The 17,015-nt window shown below is 59.8% G+C and carries 16 protein-coding genes and 1 tRNA gene; 10 read left to right on the top strand and 7 right to left on the bottom strand.

The annotated features are described in order from the left end of the window. The first annotated feature begins 185 nt into the window (after positions 1 to 185). The 6 genes from ACM6J5_RS22120 to ACM6J5_RS22095 all read left to right on the top strand — a co-directional run bounded on the left by ACM6J5_RS22120 (position 186) and on the right by ACM6J5_RS22095 (position 5,539). The gene (locus ACM6J5_RS22120) at positions 186 to 1,250 is read left to right on the top strand and encodes an ABC transporter substrate-binding protein (protein ID WP_095945212.1); all 1,065 of its coding nucleotides are present in this window, start codon (positions 186 to 188) and stop codon (positions 1,248 to 1,250) included. Between the two features lie 179 nt (positions 1,251 to 1,429). Next, the gene (locus ACM6J5_RS22115) at positions 1,430 to 2,236 is read left to right on the top strand and encodes an alkaline phosphatase family protein (RefSeq protein ID WP_414929345.1); all 807 of its coding nucleotides are present in this window, start codon (positions 1,430 to 1,432) and stop codon (positions 2,234 to 2,236) included. Positions 2,237 to 2,241: 5 nt separating this feature from the next. Next, the gene (locus ACM6J5_RS22110) at positions 2,242 to 3,078 is read left to right on the top strand and encodes an ABC transporter permease (RefSeq protein ID WP_172435381.1); all 837 of its coding nucleotides are present in this window, start codon (positions 2,242 to 2,244) and stop codon (positions 3,076 to 3,078) included. Beyond that, positions 3,065 to 3,865, top strand: coding sequence for an ABC transporter permease (locus ACM6J5_RS22105; protein ID WP_095945209.1), 801 nt, complete (start codon positions 3,065 to 3,067; stop codon positions 3,863 to 3,865). The genes ACM6J5_RS22110 and ACM6J5_RS22105 overlap by 14 nt, the downstream gene beginning before the upstream one ends. After that, entirely contained in the window at positions 3,862 to 4,851 is a 990-nt protein-coding gene (locus tag ACM6J5_RS22100) for an ABC transporter ATP-binding protein (protein ID WP_414929344.1), read from the top strand. The genes ACM6J5_RS22105 and ACM6J5_RS22100 overlap by 4 nt, the downstream gene beginning before the upstream one ends. Positions 4,852 to 4,885: 34 nt before the next feature. After that, positions 4,886 to 5,539, top strand: coding sequence for an HAD family hydrolase (locus ACM6J5_RS22095; protein WP_095945207.1), 654 nt, complete (start codon positions 4,886 to 4,888; stop codon positions 5,537 to 5,539). Between the two features lie 114 nt (positions 5,540 to 5,653). On the opposite strand, the gene ACM6J5_RS22090 is transcribed toward ACM6J5_RS22095, so the two are convergent. Further along, the gene (locus tag ACM6J5_RS22090; RefSeq protein ID WP_414929343.1) at positions 5,654 to 6,616 is read right to left on the bottom strand and encodes a zinc-binding dehydrogenase; all 963 of its coding nucleotides are present in this window, start codon (positions 6,614 to 6,616) and stop codon (positions 5,654 to 5,656) included. Between the two features lie 138 nt (positions 6,617 to 6,754). On the opposite strand from ACM6J5_RS22090, the gene ACM6J5_RS22085 reads away from it, so the two are divergent. Both ACM6J5_RS22085 and ACM6J5_RS22080 read left to right on the top strand, forming a co-directional pair. After that, the gene (locus ACM6J5_RS22085; protein ID WP_172435380.1) at positions 6,755 to 8,836 is read left to right on the top strand and encodes a carboxy terminal-processing peptidase; all 2,082 of its coding nucleotides are present in this window, start codon (positions 6,755 to 6,757) and stop codon (positions 8,834 to 8,836) included. A gap of 145 nt (positions 8,837 to 8,981) precedes the next feature. Next, positions 8,982 to 10,772 (top strand): EAL domain-containing protein, encoded by a 1,791-nt coding sequence (locus tag ACM6J5_RS22080; protein ID WP_414929342.1) that lies wholly within the window; start codon positions 8,982 to 8,984, stop codon positions 10,770 to 10,772. Between the two features lie 24 nt (positions 10,773 to 10,796). Here the strand turns inward: ACM6J5_RS22080 and ACM6J5_RS22075 are convergent, their stop codons facing one another. The 5 genes from ACM6J5_RS22075 to ACM6J5_RS22055 all read right to left on the bottom strand — a co-directional run bounded on the left by ACM6J5_RS22075 (position 10,797) and on the right by ACM6J5_RS22055 (position 13,493). Next, entirely contained in the window at positions 10,797 to 11,204 is a 408-nt protein-coding gene (locus ACM6J5_RS22075; protein WP_414929341.1) for a sel1 repeat family protein, read from the bottom strand. Continuing rightward, a complete protein-coding gene (locus ACM6J5_RS22070) occupies positions 11,205 to 11,576 on the bottom strand; it encodes a hypothetical protein (protein ID WP_007898892.1) in 372 nt (123 codons plus the stop codon). It lies immediately after the preceding gene. After that, positions 11,573 to 11,914 carry a helix-turn-helix domain-containing protein gene (locus ACM6J5_RS22065; protein ID WP_095945247.1) on the bottom strand — a complete coding sequence of 114 codons (342 nt, stop codon included), beginning with the start codon at positions 11,912 to 11,914 and terminating at the stop codon, positions 11,573 to 11,575. Before ACM6J5_RS22065 ends, ACM6J5_RS22070 begins: the two co-directional genes overlap by 4 nt. Positions 11,915 to 12,028: 114 nt before the next feature. Then, complete coding sequence (locus tag ACM6J5_RS22060) at positions 12,029 to 12,484, bottom strand: YkvA family protein (RefSeq protein WP_150674193.1); 456 nt, start codon at positions 12,482 to 12,484, stop codon at positions 12,029 to 12,031. A 292-nt stretch (positions 12,485 to 12,776) separates the two neighbouring features. Further along, positions 12,777 to 13,493 carry an FKBP-type peptidyl-prolyl cis-trans isomerase gene (locus tag ACM6J5_RS22055; RefSeq protein WP_007974985.1) on the bottom strand — a complete coding sequence of 239 codons (717 nt, stop codon included), beginning with the start codon at positions 13,491 to 13,493 and terminating at the stop codon, positions 12,777 to 12,779. 269 nt (positions 13,494 to 13,762) lie between these two features. Here ACM6J5_RS22055 and ACM6J5_RS22050 point away from each other — a divergent pair, with 269 nt between their 5' ends. Further along, on the top strand, positions 13,763 to 15,565 hold the full coding sequence (locus tag ACM6J5_RS22050; RefSeq protein WP_150674192.1) for a di-heme-cytochrome C peroxidase: 1,803 nt from the start codon (positions 13,763 to 13,765) through the stop codon (positions 15,563 to 15,565). Positions 15,566 to 15,593: 28 nt separating this feature from the next. After that, on the top strand, positions 15,594 to 16,730 hold the full coding sequence (locus ACM6J5_RS22045) for a catalase family protein (protein ID WP_414929340.1): 1,137 nt from the start codon (positions 15,594 to 15,596) through the stop codon (positions 16,728 to 16,730). A 190-nt stretch (positions 16,731 to 16,920) separates the two neighbouring features. Here ACM6J5_RS22045 and ACM6J5_RS22040 read toward each other — a convergent pair. After that, positions 16,921 to 16,997: transfer RNA gene (locus ACM6J5_RS22040), tRNA-Asp, on the bottom strand. Between the last annotated feature and the right edge of the window lie 18 nt (positions 16,998 to 17,015).

The following is a 17,015-nucleotide window of genomic DNA, read 5'->3' as shown; positions in this document are numbered from 1 at the left end:
TTCCGGGGCCTTGACCATGGTCTACGCTTAGCAGGCCAGTCTCTATACCGCTGAGCAAAAAGTCATTCCGGGCGACGAGCGACATCAAAGTGTCATCCAGCCCCCTTAAATTGGCTCAGGTATTGCTGACCTAGACCAACACGAACCGCAATCGCAGCGTTGAACACGACCCAAGGAGCTTTGGAATGAAAAAGTTTTTCCTGGCATCACTGTTAGGCTCGACCATCGCAATGTGCACCGCCGCCATGGCGGCCGATGATCTGAAAACCCTGGAAGCCGCTGCAAAAGCGGAAGGCGCCGTCAACAGCGTCGGCATGCCCAATGACTGGGCCAACTGGGCCGGCACCTGGAAAGACCTGAGCGACAAGTACGGCCTCAAGCACATCGACACCGACATGAGTTCGGCCCAGGAAATCGCCAAGTTCGCCGCGGAAAAAGACAACGCCAGCGCCGACATCGGCGACGTCGGTGCAGCGTTCGGCCCGATCGCGGTCAAGCAAGGCGTGGTCCAGCCTTACAAGCCTTCGACCTGGGATCAAATTCCAGCCTGGGCCAAGGACAAGGACGGCAACTGGGCACTGGCTTACACCGGCACCATCGCTTTCGTCGTCAACAAGAAATTGCTGCACGGTTCCGAAGTGCCAACCAAGTGGGCAGACCTCAAGACCGGCAAGTACAAGGTTTCCATCGGTGACGTGAGCACTGCTGCCCAGGCTGCGAACGGCGTTCTGGCGGCGGCACTGGCCAATGGTGGCGACGAGAAAAACCTCAAGCCTGCCCTGGATCTGTTCGCCGACATCGCCAAGCAGGGTCGCCTGTCAATGTCCAACCCGGTCATTGGTGCCATGGAAAAAGGCGAAATCGAAGTCGGCGTGGTCTGGGACTTCAACGGCCTGAGCTACAAGGCCAAAATGGCCAATCCGGATGACTACGTGGTGCTGATTCCGTCCGACGGCTCGGTGATATCCGGCTACACCACCATCATCAACAAGTACGCGAAAAACCCGAACGCCGCCAAGCTGACCCGCGAATACATCTTCAGCGACGCCGGCCAGATCAACCTGGCCAAAGGCAACGCCCGTCCGATCCGTGCCGAGCACATCACACTGCCGGAAGACGTGAAGGCCAAGCTGCTGCCGAACGAGCAGTACAAGAAGGTCACGCCGATCAAAGACGCGGACGCCTGGGAAAAGACCTCCAAGGCCCTTCCTCAGAAGTGGCAGGAAGAAGTCATCATCAATATGCAATAACCCTGTGGCCCACCATTTTTTGATGGGCCAATGAGAATCCCTGTGGGAACGAGCTTGCTCGCGATAGCGATTAGACATTCAACATGGATGTTGAATGGTAGTCCCTCATCGCGAGCAGGCTCGCTCCCACAGTGGACCGAGTGAATTCCGAATACCTGTTCCACGGAGTTTTTGCCCCTATGAAGCACAACGTCATCCTTGTCGTGCTCGACGGCCTCAACTACGAGGTCGCCCGCCACGCCATGGGGCACCTGCAGGCTTACGTCGGCGCCGGACGCGCCGCACTCTACAAACTGGAGTGCGAGTTGCCTGCCCTGTCCCGACCGCTGTACGAATGCATCCTGACCGGCGTCGCGCCCATCGACAGCGGTATCGTCCACAACAACGTCTCGCGCCTGTCCAATCAGCGCAGCATCTATCACTACGCTACCGACGCAGGTCTTGTCACCGCGGCGGCGGCCTATCACTGGGTCAGCGAGCTGTACAACCGTTCGCCCTTCGTCGCGGCCAGGGATCGTCACACCGATGACCCGCAACTGCCGATCCAGCACGGGCATTTCTACTGGAACGATCACTACCCGGACTCGCACCTGTTCGCCGACGCCGAAAACCTGCGCCTGCGCCACACGCCGAACTTCCTGTTGATCCACCCGATGAACATCGACGACGCCGGGCACAAGCACGGCCTCGACACCCCGCAGTACCGCAACAGTGCCCGCTCGGCCGACATCATCCTGGCCGACTACCTGCAAGGCTGGCTCGATGCCGGTTACCAGGTGCTGGTCACCGCCGACCACGGCATGAACAACGACCGCTCCCACAACGGCCTGCTGCCGGAAGAACGTGAGGTGCCGCTGTTCGTTCTCGGTGACGCGTTCAGCTTCGACGCCGGTGCCGCGCCGAAACAGACCGAGATCTGCGGCACCGTCTGCCAGTTGCTCGGCGTGCCCCACGACAAACCGGTCTGCCGGGAGCTGTTGAAGTGAATGCCATGACACGCAGTAAATGGCTGGCAGCCTTATGCCTGGTCCCGTTCGCGCTGTTCTTCATCGTGTTCGAGATCGCACCGCTGACCTGGGTGATGATCAACAGCCTGCAATCGGAAGAATTCGGCTGGGGCCTGGCCAACTTCAGCAAGATCTTCAGCTCGAAGTTTTACCTGCAGGCCATCCAGTACAGCCTTGAGATCAGCTTCTGGTCCAGCGTGTTCGGGATCGTCATCGCAATTCTGGGCGCCTACTCCCTGCGCCGGGTCGATTCGAAACTGCGCAACTTCGTCAACGCCTTCGCCAACATGACCAGCAACTTCGCCGGTGTGCCCCTGGCCTTCGCGTTCATCATTCTGCTCGGCTTCAACGGCAGCTTCACCATCATGCTCAAGCAGGCCGGCATCATTCAGGACTTCAACCTGTACTCGAAAACCGGACTGATCATTCTCTACACCTACTTCCAGATTCCCCTCGGCGTGCTGTTGCTGTACCCGGCCTTCGATGCGCTGCGCGAAGACTGGCGCGAGTCTGCTTCACTGCTCGGCGCGAGCGGCTGGCAATTCTGGCGGCACATCGGCTTGCCGGTATTGACGCCGGCACTGCTGGGCACCTTCGTGATCCTGCTGGCCAACGCCCTCGGGGCCTACGCCACGGTGTACGCCTTGACCACCGGTAACTTCAACGTGCTGCCGATTCGCATCGCGGCAATGGTGTCCGGTGACATTTCCCTGGACCCGAACCTGGCCAGCGCCCTGGCCGTGGTGCTGGTGGCCTTGATGACCCTGGTGACCATCGTGCATCAGTTGCTGTTGAAGAGGAGCTACCATGTCACGCGCTGAACTGGGGCCCGCCGGTGTCTACCACCGGGTCGTGGTGTACTTGCTGTTTGCCATCCTGCTGTTGCCGCTGGCCGGCACGCTGATCTACTCGATCGCCAGTAGTTGGTCGGCGACCATCCTGCCCAGCGGTTTCACCCTCAAGTGGTACATCCAGCTGTGGAGCGATCCGCGCTTCCTGAATGCGTTCGGACAATCGCTGCTGGTCTGCGTCGGTTCGCTGATCCTTTCGGTGGTGCTGATTCTGCCGTTGCTGTTCGTGGTGCATTACCACTTCCCGAAACTCGACGCGCTGATGAACATCCTGATCCTGCTGCCCTTCGCCGTGCCGCCGGTGGTGTCGTCGGTGGGGCTGTTGCAGCTCTACGGTTCCGGACCGTTCGCCATGGTCGGGACGCCGTGGATCCTGATCGGTTGCTACTTCACCGTGGCGCTGCCGTTCATGTACCGGGCGATCACCAACAACCTGCAGGCGATCAACCTGCGCGACCTGATGGACGCCGCCCAGTTGCTCGGCGCCAGCACCTTTCAAGCCGCACTCCTGGTGGTACTGCCGAACCTGCGCAAGGGCCTGATGGTGGCGTTGCTGCTGTCGTTCTCGTTCCTGTTCGGTGAGTTCGTGTTCGCCAACATTCTGGTCGGTACCCGCTACGAAACCCTGCAGGTCTACCTCAACAACATGCGCAACAGCAGCGGCCATTTCACCAGTGCGCTGGTGATCTCCTACTTCTTCTTTGTGCTGGTTCTGACCTGGATTGCCAATATCTTGAACAGGGACAAAAGCGAATGAGCTATGTCAGCGTCCAACATCTTCAGAAAAGCTTCGCGGGCACCACGGTGTTCAGCGACATCAATTGCGAAATCCAGAAAGGTGAGTTCGTCACCCTGCTCGGCCCGTCCGGTTGCGGCAAATCCACGCTGCTGCGCTGCATCGCCGGACTGACTTCGGTGGATGGCGGCAAGATCCTGCTCGACGGCCAGGACATCGTGCCCCTGAGTCCGCAGAAACGCGGGATCGGCATGGTATTCCAGAGCTATGCGCTGTTTCCCAACATGACCGCGGAACAGAACGTCGCCTTCGGCCTGCGCATGCAAAAGGTCAATGCCGACGACAGCCGCAAACGTGTCGCCGAAGTACTCAAACTGGTGGAGCTCAATGACTTTGCCGCGCGTTACCCGCATCAGCTCTCGGGGGGCCAGTGCCAGCGCGTTGCCCTCGCCCGCTCCCTGGTGACCCGGCCACGCCTGTTGCTGCTGGATGAGCCGCTGTCGGCCCTGGACGCGCGGATTCGCAAACACCTGCGTGAACAGATTCGTCAGATCCAGCGTGAACTGGGCCTGACCACGATTTTCGTCACACACGATCAGGAAGAAGCCCTGACCATGTCTGACCGGATTTTCCTGATGAATCAGGGAAAGATCGTACAGAGCGGCGACGCCGAAACCCTCTACACCGCACCGGTGGATGTGTTCGCAGCCGGTTTCATCGGCAACTACAACCTGCTGGATGCCGACAGCGCTTCGAAGCTGCTGCAGCGACCGATCAGCAAGCGCATCGCCATTCGCCCGGAAGCCATCGAACTGAGCCTTGACGGCGAACTGGACGCACAGATACGCAGCCACAGCCTGCTGGGCAATGTGATTCGCTACCGGGTCGAAGCCCGGGGCGTGGAATTGGTGGTGGATGTGCTGAACCGCTCGGCGGCCGACCTGCATCCCGATGGTCAGCGCCTGGCGCTTTCCATCGATCCGACGGCCCTGTGTGAGGTAGCCTGATGCCTTTGCTGACGCTGAAGAGAGAACTGCACTGATGGCCCTGGCAATTTTTGATCTGGACGAAACCCTGATCCACGGCGATTGCGCCTCGCTTTGGAGCGAGCAAATGGTCCGCCTCGGCTGGGTCGATGGCGAATCGTTCCTGCGTCGCGACAAGGAGTTGATGGATGCGTACGGCAGGGGCCATCTGGCCATGGAGGACTACATGGCCTTCAGCCTGGAACCGTTGATCGGTCGTACGCCCGCAGAGGTCGAGCATCTGGTTGGCCCATGGGTGGAAGACTTCGTCGAACCGATCATCTTCAGCGACGCCACCAAAACCATCGCGGCGCATCGTAAGGCCGGTGACCGGATTCTGGTGATTTCGGCCTCGGGCACCCACCTGGTCGGCCCCATCGCCGAACGCCTGGGCATCGACGAGATTCTCGGTATCGAACTGGAAGTGGACCATGGCGTTTACACCGGCCATACCGTTGGCACCCTGACCTACCGCGAAGGCAAGATCACCCGTTTGCTGGAGTGGCTGGATGCAGAGGAGGAAAACCTCGAAGGCGCGAGTTTCTATTCCGACTCACGCAATGACCTGCCGCTGTTGCTGAAGGTGGATTATCCGCATGTGGTGAACCCGGATCCGGTGTTGCGCGAGCAGGCTGAAAAGGCGGGCTGGCCGATCCATCTCTGGAAGTAACTCGTATCCCTTGTAGGAGTGAGCCTGCTCGCGATTGCGGAAGGTCAGTCAACATTAACGTCGAGTGATCCACCGCTTTCGCGAGCAGGCTCGCTCCTACAGGTTTTTGTGTTGTCAGCTCAGGCTTTCGTCAATCACCAACACCACCTTCCCCGCTACGGTATTGCTCGCCAGCTCGGCAAACGCTGCCTCGGCATCCTTGATCGGGAATGTCCTGGCCAGTTGCGGGCTCAAGCGCCCCTCGGCGAACAGCGGCCACACATGCAGGCGTAGATCGCTGAACAGATCGGCCTTGAATTGATCGTCACGGCTGCGCAGGGTCGAACCCAGCAACTGCACACGCTTGGCCAGCACCTGGGCCAGATCCAGTTTGGCCTCACGGCCGCCCATCAGACCGATCAATACCCAGCGGCCATCCTGGGCCAACAGCTTGAGGTTCAATGCCGAGTAATTGCCGCCCACCGGGTCGAGAATCACATCGAACGGCCCCAGATCCCTCAGGCTCTCCAGATCGCCATTACGCAACACGCCGCCCTGGGCGCCCAGTGCTTCGCAGTACGCCAATCGCTCGGCGGAGCCGACACTGACCCAGCAGGGGTTGCCGAACGCCTTGCACAGCTGAATGGCCGCTGAACCGATTCCACTTGCCCCGGCATGCAGAAGCACTTTCTGACCCGGTTTGAGCGCAGCCAGTTGAAACAAATTCAACCAGACTGTTGCATAAACTTCTGGCAATGCAGCCGCCTCGACCAGTGACACTTCGTCGGGAACTGGCAGCACATGCCGCCCGTCGACTACCACCTCTTCGGCCATCCCACCCCCGGCCAGCAAGGCGCAAACCCGATCACCAACCTGCCAGGAGGACCCGGCGCCCACCTCGCTGATGACCCCCGAGCACTCTAGACCGAGCACTTGACTAGCCCCCGGTGGTGGCGGGTAAAGGCCGGCTTTCTGCAATAAATCGGCGCGATTGAGACCCGCTGCCGACACTCGGATGCGAACTTGCCCTACATCGCATGTAGGACTCGGCTCATCAACCCACACCACTTGACCGTCAACGCCTTGCAATGCTTTCACAGTGCCTCCATAGTGAGTCTGGACTGAGCCCGAAGCTGTAGCGCCGGGCTTTTTGCATTATGCGACCGGCTCCCAAAGAACCGGCGACTTCAAAGACGGCCTAATATGCGTTATCAATTGTCCCCGCGTCGAATCAGCATGAAGCATCTGTTCCCCAGCACTGCCCTCGCCTTGTTCATCGGTATCGGCTTGCTGCCGATGTCGAGCAATACATTCGCAGCCAATAGCTGGGACAAGCTTCAACCCGATCGTGACGAAGTGATCGCCAGCCTGAACGTCGTGGAGTTGCTCAAGCGCCACCACTACAGCAAGCCGCCACTCGATGACGCGCGCTCGGTGATCATCTACGACAGCTACCTCAAGCTGCTGGATCCGTCGCGCAGCTACTTCATGGCCAGCGACATTGCCGAATTCGACAAGTGGAAGACGCAGTTCGACGATTTCCTCAAGAGCGGCGACCTTAACGCCGGGTTCACCATCTACAAGCGCTACCTGGACCGCGTCAAGGCGCGTCTGGACTTCGCCCTTGCCGAGCTGAACAAGGGCGTCGACAAGATCGACTTCACCACCAAGGAAACCTTGCTGATCGATCGCAAGGATGCCCCTTGGCTCAAGTCCACCGCGGAACTCGACGACCTGTGGCGCAAACGCGTCAAGGACGAAGTCCTGCGTCAGAAGATCGCCGGCAAGGACTCCAAGCAAATCCAGGAAACCCTGACCAAGCGCTACAAGAACCAGTTGGCGCGCCTGGACCAGACCCGCGCGGAAGACATCTTCCAGGCGTACATCAACACCTTCGCCATGTCCTACGACCCGCACACCAACTATCTGTCGCCGGATAACGCGGAGAACTTCGACATCAACATGAGCCTGTCCCTCGAGGGCATCGGTGCCGTGTTGCAGAGCGATAACGACCAGGTGAAAGTCGTGCGCCTGGTGCCGGCAGGTCCGGCGGACAAGACCAAGCAGGTTGCACCGGCCGACAAGATCATCGGCGTTGCCCAGGGCAACAAGGAAATGGTCGACGTCGTGGGCTGGCGCCTGGACGAAGTGGTCAAGCTGATCCGTGGTCCGAAGGGCACCGTGGTGCGCCTGGAAGTCATCCCGGCCAGCAATGCGCCGAACGACCAGACCACCAAGATCGTGCCGATCACCCGTGAAGCGGTGAAGCTCGAAGATCAGGCCGTGAAGAAATCGGTCTTGAACCTCAAGCAGGACGGCAAGGACTACAAGCTCGGCATCATCGAGATCCCGGCGTTCTATCTGGACTTCAAGGCCTTCCGTGCCGGCGACCCGGATTACAAGAGCACCACCCGCGACGTCAAGAAACTGCTGACCGAGTTGCAGAAAGAGAAAGTTGACGGCGTGGTCATCGACTTGCGCAACAACGGCGGCGGTTCCTTGCAAGAAGCCACCGAGCTGACCAGCCTGTTCATCGACAAAGGCCCGACCGTGCTCGTGCGTAACGCCGATGGCCGGGTCGATGTACTGGAAGATGAAAACCCGGGCGCGTTCTACAAAGGCCCGATGGCGTTGCTGGTCAACCGCCTGTCCGCCTCGGCTTCGGAGATTTTTGCCGGTGCCATGCAGGACTACCACCGCGCACTGATCATCGGCGGCCAGACCTTCGGCAAAGGCACCGTGCAGACCATTCAGCCGCTCAACCATGGCGAACTGAAACTGACCCTGGCCAAGTTCTACCGGGTTTCCGGGCAGAGCACCCAGCATCAGGGTGTCTTGCCGGACATCGATTACCCGTCGATCATCGACACCAAGGAAATCGGTGAAAGCGCCCTGCCGGAAGCCATGCCGTGGGACACCATCAAGGCGGCGATCAAACCTGCGCTCGACCCGTTCAAACCGTACATTTCGCAGCTCCAATCCGAGCATGACGTGCGCACGGCCAAAGATGCGGAGTTCGTGTTCATCCGCGACAAGCTGGCCCTGGCGCAGAAACTGATGACCGAGAAAACCGTCAGCCTCAATGAAGTCGAGCGTCGCGCCCAGCACGCCGACATCGAAGCCAAACAGCTGACCATGGAAAACATCCGTCGCAAGGCCAAGGGCGAAGAACCGCTCAAAGAGCTGAAGAAAGAAGACGAGGACGCCATTGCGGCCGAGGACGACAAGACCAAGCCGGAGGACGACGCCTACCTCAGCGAAACAGGGCGGATTCTGCTGGACTACCTGAAACTCAACACGGCAGTGGCCAAGCACTGAGTTTGTACAAACAACTGATGGCAATTTAATGCTGACGGCCCTGTAGCGTCATCAAACAGTCATCATTCTGTCGTGAAATAAAGGACCGGGCGTGCTCTTTTTACCAAGGGCACGCCCGGTCCTTTTTTTATTGCCAGAGATCGCCATGACCACAACCGAACAGCTGAGCGCCTTGAACTCGATCCTGAGTCAAAGCGGTTTACACAGTCTGTTCCAACCGATCATCAGCCTCTCTGAGCGACGCATCCTCGGTTACGAAGCCCTCAGTCGCGGCCCCTCCAACAGCCCTCTGCACTCCCCTATCGCCCTGTTCGCCGTCGCCCGCCAGGCCGGACGCCTGAGCGAGCTGGAAATTGCCTGCCGCGAAAGCGCTTGCCGACGCTTCAATGAGCAACAACTGCCTGGCCTGTTGTTCCTTAACGTGTCCCCGGAGTCCCTGCTCGAAGCGGCCCATCAACCGGGGCGCACCCTGCAATTGCTGCAGGACTTCGGCATTGCGCCGAGCCAGGTGGTCATCGAGCTCACGGAACAGACTCCGACGGACGATTTCCAGCTGCTGCAAACCGCCCTGCATCACTATCGGGCGATGGGGTTTTCGATTGCGCTGGATGATCTGGGAGCGGGCTATTCGAGTTTGCGCCTGTGGTCCGAGCTGCGACCCGATTATGTGAAAATCGACCGGCATTTCATCGATGGCATTCATCAGGATGCGCTCAAGCGCGAGTTCGTCGGCTCGATCCTGCAAATCGCCAAAGCCTCCCGGGCGCAAGTCATCGCCGAAGGTATCGAACTCCCCGAAGAACTCGCGGTGCTGACCGAAATGGGCGTGGACCTGGTGCAGGGCTATCTGCTCTGCCGCCCCCAGGAACACCCACCCCGGGATGCCCGGGCATTGATGCCCCGCCAGGACAGCACCGCCGTCGTACTGAGCGAAGACGGCAGCGACCTCAGCGCCCTGCTTAACGAACTACCCGCGGTGAACCGCGACACCCCGACCGCCACAGTGCTCGAAGCCTTTCGCCGCCAGGCCAACCTGAACTCGCTGGCGGTCCTGGATGAACAGGGTCAGCCCTGCGGCATTGTCCATCGTCATTCACTCTCCGACGCCCTGCTCAAGCCCTTTGCCACCGACCTGTTCGCGCGCAAGCCCATCAGCCGCCTGATGAACGATGACTTCCTCGCTGTCGAGCTGAGCCAGTCGTTGCAACAGGTCAGTCGCCTGATCACCAGCCGTGCGCGCCAGCGCATCGAGGAAGATTTCATCATCACCCTCAACGGCGGTTATCTGGGGTTGGGCCGGGTGATCGACGTACTCAAGCTGATCACGGAACTCAAGATCCAGCAGGCCCGCTACGCCAACCCGCTGACCTTGCTACCGGGCAACGTGCCGATCCAGCAATGCCTGACGCGGCTGCTGCAACAGCGACGGGAATCGGTGATCTGCTACGTGGACATCGATAGTTTCAAGCCCTTCAACGACATCTACGGCTATGGTCGCGGCGACGAAGTCCTGCTGTGCCTGGCGCAATGCCTGAACGACCGCGTCGATCCGTCCCGCGACTTCGTCGGCCACATCGGCGGCGATGATTTCCTGCTGGTGCTCGGCCCGGAAGACTGGCGCAAACGCTTGAACCAGTTGCAGGGCGACTTCCAGAACCAGTGCCGGCGCTTCTATCGCAGCGAACACCTGGAAGCCGGCTGCTTCATCGCACCCAATCGCCAGGGGCAGCGCCAGGAATTTGCGCTGTTGTCGCTGTCGATCGGTGTGGTGCATTTGCATCCACAGGCCTGTGAACAACTCGATGCGAGCCAGTTGGCCGAGATGGCATCACAGGCCAAGCACCACGCCAAGAATGTGCAGGGCTATAGCATGCATGTGATTGATAGCCTGGTGGTTTCAACGGTTAAAGAGGTGCTCGTTTCCGGGCATCGATAAGGGCGCTTTCCGGCATCAGTTCAATCAATGGGGTGTCGATGAAGACTTCAGCTCTTCGAGCTTGATCGACGCCAACGGGTGCCCGGCCTTCGCCGCGATCTCCCAGAACCGCGCGGCTTCGACTGGATCCGGAGCCTTGCTCGCCGTCCCGGCCAGGGTGATCACGCCCACTTGATACGCCGCCTTGCCATCGCCCGCCAACGCCGCCAGGCGCAACAAACGCATGCCCTCCTCACGAGCACCGAGGCCGACGCCGCGAAACGCCAGGATGTGCCCATAGAAGCTCTGGGCGCCGACATTGCCCAGGTTGGCCATGCGTGCGAACTGGCCTTCGAGCCAGCGCCAGCCCCGTGGCTGACGGACAAACCACGACCAGTGAAACAACCGGCGCGCGAGCCAGTATCCGGCTCGCGCCTTAAGTCGCAAAAACACTCAGGCCTCGGCCGATTCCGGGTATTCGTACTCGAACACCCGCACCACTTCCGAAGCATGCCAGGACGCGGCGGCAACGCCGTCCGACGGCCCGGAAAAACGCCCGAGACGCTCGACACATTCAAAGAACCCGGTGCGCGGCAAGCGGCTGGCGCCCTGACTGATCACCAGCGAACTGCGCAATGGCTGCTCCGCCCTGGCGTCCAGGGCCGCCAGATGCTCAAGGGCCGCGGTCAGGGTCTGCATGGCCGGGGTCGGCAGCTGCAAACGCTCCAGCAATGCCCGATACGTCAACAGATGGCGCTGGCGACGCGCCTGATCCAGTTCGCCCAACAATCCGTCCCAGTGTTGACGACTGATGCGTACGCTCACGATTCATCCCTCCACCCAGGCACCGTCAATTCCCAGGCCAGGCTGCGACGAATCGCGGCGTCGGGCAGACGCTCGCCACTTTCGATCATGGCCAGGTAAGACGGGCTGATGCCTACCGTGCGGGCCAACGCCTCGATGGCGATGCCCTTCCCCTCACGCAAACTGCGTAGTTGATCCAGACCCGGAAGAATCGCGTCTGGTGTTGCCGCCTGAAGCTTTGCAGCTTGAGGTGACGCTTGCTCCTTGATACCCGCTGCTTTCAGTAACGCCTGATACTGAGCCCATGGCAGAACCGCATATTCGGGCTCGCCTTCGCGTGTAATTATCTGAATATCCATCACTACCCCGTAGGACAACAACACTTAGCGAGTCAGCACTTTTCCCTAGAAGTGTAATCCTAACAGCGGCCAAGGTCGCGGGGGACATCAATCTGTGAACAGGTCAAAATCGACTCAGTGTTTTTTCGGGCCTTGAAGTTGAAGTTGCTCGGGGGTATCAGGCAGACGCTCAACCACCGCGAGCTTCTCCGGCACTTGCCGTTTGCGCCAGGCGCGGAAGGCATTGAGCTCGTCGTCGAGCACTTTCATCAGCCATGCCAGTACCGCGATGTCATCGAACATGCCAAATAATGGAATGAAATCCGGGATCGCATCCACCGGGCTGAGGAAGTACATCAGGCCCGCGACCACCGAAATCAGCGCCTTGGGGCTGATGGCGCGATACTCACCACGCCAGTAGGCCAGGCAGAGTGCCTGCATCAGGCGCAAGTCATCCTTGAGCTTGCCCAACCGGTTGCCCTGGCTTGCAACTTTACTGGCGACCGCGAACAACAGGGTCGGCAATCGACCGCGTGCCAACAGGCGTCCGGCCAGTGGCAGGAAACGAGCGAAACTCCAGGGTGCTTTCATCATTCCTCCCGTTGAAATGTTATCCACACAAATTGTGGATAACCTTGTGAACAGAGCTGCTTTTCATCGCTGTAAGCCCCGTTTTACAAGGTCTGCGTTCAGATCGGGCGTTTTTTACTCATCAAAAAAAACCCATAATTTCATTGACTTGGCGGCCTTGTGCGACTACCGCCAACACCACTATGCCTAAGACTCCGGCCTAGAGCGCCTGTTCGTTTTGTTTACCCCCGCCGAACGCCAGATGCAACAACGCCCCGCATGAGCGAGGCGTTGTTATCGAAGCAGGCGCTGGTTACTTGGCAGCGGCGTCTTCTTTTGCCGGATCCTTGATGGCCAGCAGTTCCAGGTCGAATACCAGCACCGAGTTGGCTGGAATCGCCGGGCTTGGGCTTTGAGCGCCGTAAGCCAGGTCAGCAGGAATGTACAGCTTGTACTTCTCGCCAACGTGCATCAGTTGCAGGCCTTCGACCCAACCCGGGATCACACCGCTGACCGGCAGATCGATCGGGCTGCCACGCTCGACGGAACTGTCGAATACGGTGCCGTTGGTCAGCTTGCCGGTGTAGTGAACGGTCACTACGTCAGTCGGCTTTGGCTGAGGGCCATCGGCTTTCTGCACGACTTCGTACTGCAAGCCCGAAGCGGTGGTGGTCACGCCAGGCTTCTTGCCGTTTTCTTCGAGGAATTTCTTGCCGGCGGCTGCCGACTCTTCGCTCATCTTGGCCATGCGTTCTTCGGCACGCTTTTGCAGTGCGGCGAACGCCTCGACCAGTTCTTCGTCTTTGAGCTTCTGCTCTTTCTTGCCGACGGCGTCTTCGATGCCCTGGGCTACAGCCTTGGAATCCAGGTCATCCATGCCTTCCTGAGCCAGGCTCTTGCCCATGTTCAGACCAATGCCGTAGGAAGCTTTTTGCGCCGGAGTTTTCAGCTCTACGCTGGTCTGCGAGTCACAACCCGCGAGTACCAGGCCAACCAGGGCTACCGCCGCCGCCAACCGATGCTGTTTCATGCTATTTCCTTGTTCATGCGCCTAAAGGGCAATCGAGTAAAGCCGCGAGCTTATCAGGCCGCCACGACCAATGGCTACCGGCATGAGAGCTGGAAACAATTGATAAGTTCAGGTGTTTAAACGCTTTTCACAATTCGGCTGATGAAGCTTCTTTCATCTTGATCCGACGCAGGCCGATTCCTGAACCTACAACATCTGGCGTAATGGCCTCTTGCCGCATCCTGGGTACTCGGGCATAACGGCATGATCATTCGACAAGGACGTTTATCTTGCGCCTCTTCCTTCGCTTGCTGGTTCTCATCACAGTACTGCTCGGGCTGATCATGGCCGTGGTGCTTTACTACGTCGCCAACCCGAAGCTGCCGGCCTGGTCGCCTGCACAACAGGTGCATTACCTGGAGCAATGGAGCGCCGCCGATCGCGAGACCTATTACTTCACCCCCCAGGGCACTCAGGTCAAAGGCTTGCGCTACGACTGGTTCACCGCCCTCGAACTGCCCTTCTCGCAACAACGATTCGCCGCCCCCGAATACCTCGCCCGCTTCGGTTTCCTGGTGGACCCCGGCCAGAAACCGATACCGAACAACCCTGGCAACCTCCCCGCAGGCTTTACCCGGCACCAGAACGCGGGGAGCCCGGATGTGTTTCTGGATATCACCTGCGCGGCCTGTCACACCGGTGAACTGCGTTTCAAGGGCCAGGCCGTGCGTATCGACGGCGGTTCGGCGCAGCATGTGCTGCCGTCCAGTGTTCCTACGCTCAAAGGGGGCAGTTTCGGACAGGCCCTGGTGGCCAGCCTCGCCTCCACTTACTACAACCCGTGGAAATTCGAACGCTTCGCACGCAACGTGCTCGGTCAGGACTACGAGACGCGCCACCAACAGTTGCGCAAAGATTTCAAATCTTCACTGGACACCTTCCTCAAGGTGGCCTGGAACGACACCCATCGCGGGCTCTATCCGACCGAGGAAGGCCCGGGGCGCACAGACGCCTTCGGGCGCATCGCCAATGCCAGCTTCGGTGATGCGATATCCCCCGACAACTACCGCGTAGCCAATGCCCCGGTCGATTATCCGCAGTTGTGGGACATGTGGACGTTCGAATGGGTGCAGTGGAACGGCTCGGCAAAACAACCGATGGCCCGCAACATCGGCGAGGCGCTGGGCGTCGGTGCCACGCTGAACTTCTTCGACAAAAACGGCCAGCCACTGACGGGCGATGCCCGCTATCCCTCCAGTGTCCGCGTGCGCGATCTGCACCTGATCGAACAAACCCTGCAACGACTCGCGCCTCCAGCCTGGCCGGAAGAACTGTTGGGCGCGGTCGACAAACCCCTGGCAGCCAAGGGGCGCGCCTTGTTCGCCGAAAACTGCGCAGGTTGTCATGTACCGCGCACCACCCAGGGCGAGGGGCGATACGTTCAGCACCTGAAAATGCTCCCGGTGGATTACATCGGCACCGACCCCGGCGCGGCCAACAACATCGCTGACCACCGCTTCGACCTGACAGCGCTGCAATGGAAGCAGGCGGAACTGGAAAAACTCGATGTCGAGCCAAAACCCGACGAACCACTGGACCTGAGCAAGATGTCCGTGGCCAAGGGGCTGGCCTACGTCACCGCATTTGTCCGGGACCGCGCGTATCAAGACGCCAATGTCACCCCTGCAGAGCGTCCTTTAATGGACGGTTTCGGCCTGCCAATCGGTGTACGCGAGTTGCGTTCGTACAAGGCCAGGCCATTGGCGGGTGTATGGGCGACACCGCCGTTCCTGCACAACGGTTCGGTGCCGAGCCTTTATCAATTGCTGTCGCCTCAGGATGAGCGTGCGACCACGTTCTATAAAGGCACGTTCGAATACGACCCGGGACACCTGGGCTATCGCACCGAAGCCTTTACCAACGGATTTCTGTTCGATACGCGAATCACCGGCAACCACAACAGTGGCCATGAATTCCGCGCCGGCAAACTCGGCAATGGTGTAATCGGCCGCGGGTTGCAGCCGCAAGAACGCTGGGCCCTGCTGGAATACCTGAAAGTGCTGGGCGGCCCGCTGGAAGCGCAATTGCCATGACCACCGCCTCAGTCAAAAGGACTTTCCCATGCTGATTACACTTTGGCTGCGCCTGGGCGCCTTTCTCGGCAAGCTGTTGCTGTGGTTACTGGGTCTCGGCGTGCTTGGCTGGGCCCTGGCCAGCGCCTGGTTTGCCTGGCAGCAGCGCGGGCCGGTCTCGACGCAGGAGTTGATTGCGGACGGTGAAGCCGCGATGACCCGGGACATCATCCAGACCGCCGTGCGCATCGTCGATCAGCACCGTGAAAGCACCCGCTATTTGCGCGACGCCCATGCCAAGGCCCACGGCTGTGTGAAGGCCGAGGTTCAGGTGCTGCCGGAATTGCCAGGCGAACTGCGCCAGGGCGTGTTCAGCGAGCCGGGCAAAACCTGGCAAGCGACGATGCGGCTGTCCAACGGCAATGCCTACCCGCAGTTCGACAGCATCCGCGATGCCCGGGGCATGGCGATCAAACTGTTCGATGTGCCGGGCAAGCAACTGTTGAGCGATCAGCAGGGGCGAAGCCAACAGGACTTTGTGATGTTCAGCCACCCGAACTTCTTTGTCAGTAATGTCGCCGAATACCGTCAGAACGTCGCCGCCCAGGCCGACGGTAAAAAGATGATGGCCTTCTTCCCCGGCCGGGATCCACGCACGTGGCAGGTTCGCCACCTGTTCATTGCCCTGGCGACACTGGCCCCCGCCCCGTCGAGCCCGACCCAGACGACGTATTTTTCGGTTTCACCCTACAAGTTCGGTGAAGCCAATGCGAAGTTCCGGGTCATGCCCGATCCGGATAGCTGCCCGGCCTACAACCTGCCGGAACAGAATCGCAAGCTGCCGAACTTTCTGCGCAATGCGCTGCACCAACAGCTGTCGACCGACCGGATGCCCGCGTGTTTCGTCCTGCAAATCCAGCGACAGGACGCCAACAAGTACATGCCGATTGAAGACACCAGCATTGAGTGGCGCGAGAGCGATGCGCCCTTCGAGACGGTGGCGCGGATCAAGGTGCCGGCGCAGGACTTCGATACACCGGCGCTGAACCTGCAATGCGACAACCAGTCGTTCAATCCCTGGTTTGGCGTCGAGGCGCACCGTCCGATTGGCGGGATCAATCGCCTGCGCAAGGCCGTGTATGAAGCCGTCAGCGATTACCGCCACAGGCGCAATGCCGAACTGTAGGAGCGAGCTTGCTCGCGAAGAAGCCATGGGCGCCGCTGGGTATCTGAGTTTACGCGTTATCGTTCACGACCTTCGCGAGCAAGCTCGCTCCTACAGAGAGCGAGGAAAGCCAAACGCCAGACAGCAAAAAGCCCGCACAAGGCGGGCTTTCTGTGGTGACCTGGCGTTCAGTGTTCCAGGTTACCGAATATGGCGCAGCGGACGGGACTCGAACCCGCGACCCCCGGCGTGACAGGCCGGTATTCTAACCGACTGAACTACCGCTGCGCGTAGCGTTGAAAGTAA

The sequence above is a fragment of the Pseudomonas sp. IT-P74 genome (assembly GCF_949768175.1).
In the GTDB taxonomy this organism is placed as follows: domain Bacteria; phylum Pseudomonadota; class Gammaproteobacteria; order Pseudomonadales; family Pseudomonadaceae; genus Aquipseudomonas.
Note: the sequence above shows the minus strand (reverse complement) of the source record. Positions and strands in the feature narration are given on the sequence as shown.